Source organism: Pseudomonas tremae, assembly GCF_001401155.1.
GTDB classification, from domain to species: domain Bacteria; phylum Pseudomonadota; class Gammaproteobacteria; order Pseudomonadales; family Pseudomonadaceae; genus Aquipseudomonas; species Aquipseudomonas tremae.
Map to the genome: position 1 here is coordinate 1 of NZ_LJRO01000071.1, position 648 is coordinate 648.

Consider the following 648-nt stretch of genomic DNA (forward strand, 5'->3'; position numbering starts at 1 on the left):
CCTTTGAGCAGTGTGTCCGTCGCGGCGCGCTGGAGTATGTGTTCGCTACAACCCTGGCGCTGGATGGCCATGTCAGTGTGCAGTACATCCATGAACGGGTAGTACACGTCCTGCAAGGCGCGGCTTTTCTTCCAGATAATGGCGTCGCAAATGCCTATCTGGGCGAAACTCATCTGCACGCTGCTTTCATAGAACCGGGAAAACAAACCCAGGGATTTTTCACGCACGCCGGGATCGGCGTGGTGCATGCCCATGAACACTGTTGCGTCGATCATTGGCAGGTCGAAGTCAGACATGGAAGTTCTCCAGGGCCCTTGCGATGACCTGAACGGCGGCCGCAAATTCTTCCGGCTTGCGTGCCAGCGCCAGACGTATGTAACGCTGGCCTTTTTCGGGCTGGCTCCAGTAGAAATATTTGCCCGGCAGTACGTACACGTCCCATTGCAACAGATAAGCCTGCAACTCATCGGCGTTAATGCCAGTGGGCAGAATCTCGAACCACGCCACGCTGGTGTCGATCATCGGCTCCACATACTTCAAAACCCTGCCTTCAAGACTCGCCCGGGCCATGCGGCGGTTGACGTCCAGCACCGAGCGCACGGAGTTGAAGTCATCGTCGTTGCTGTCCTCGATGTAGCGGGTAACCAC

The 648-nt window shown here is 56.8% G+C and carries 1 protein-coding gene and 1 pseudogene; both read right to left on the reverse strand.

Going from position 1 to position 648, the window contains the following annotated elements:
• Positions 1-296: DUF6190 family protein (locus ALO43_RS04370; RefSeq protein WP_235812523.1), on the reverse strand; the 296-nt coding region annotated here is incomplete at its 3' end.
• Positions 289-648, reverse strand: a pseudogene (locus tag ALO43_RS04375) (aminotransferase class I/II-fold pyridoxal phosphate-dependent enzyme); the annotation flags it as partial. The pseudogene ALO43_RS04375 and the gene ALO43_RS04370, both read right to left, overlap by 8 nt.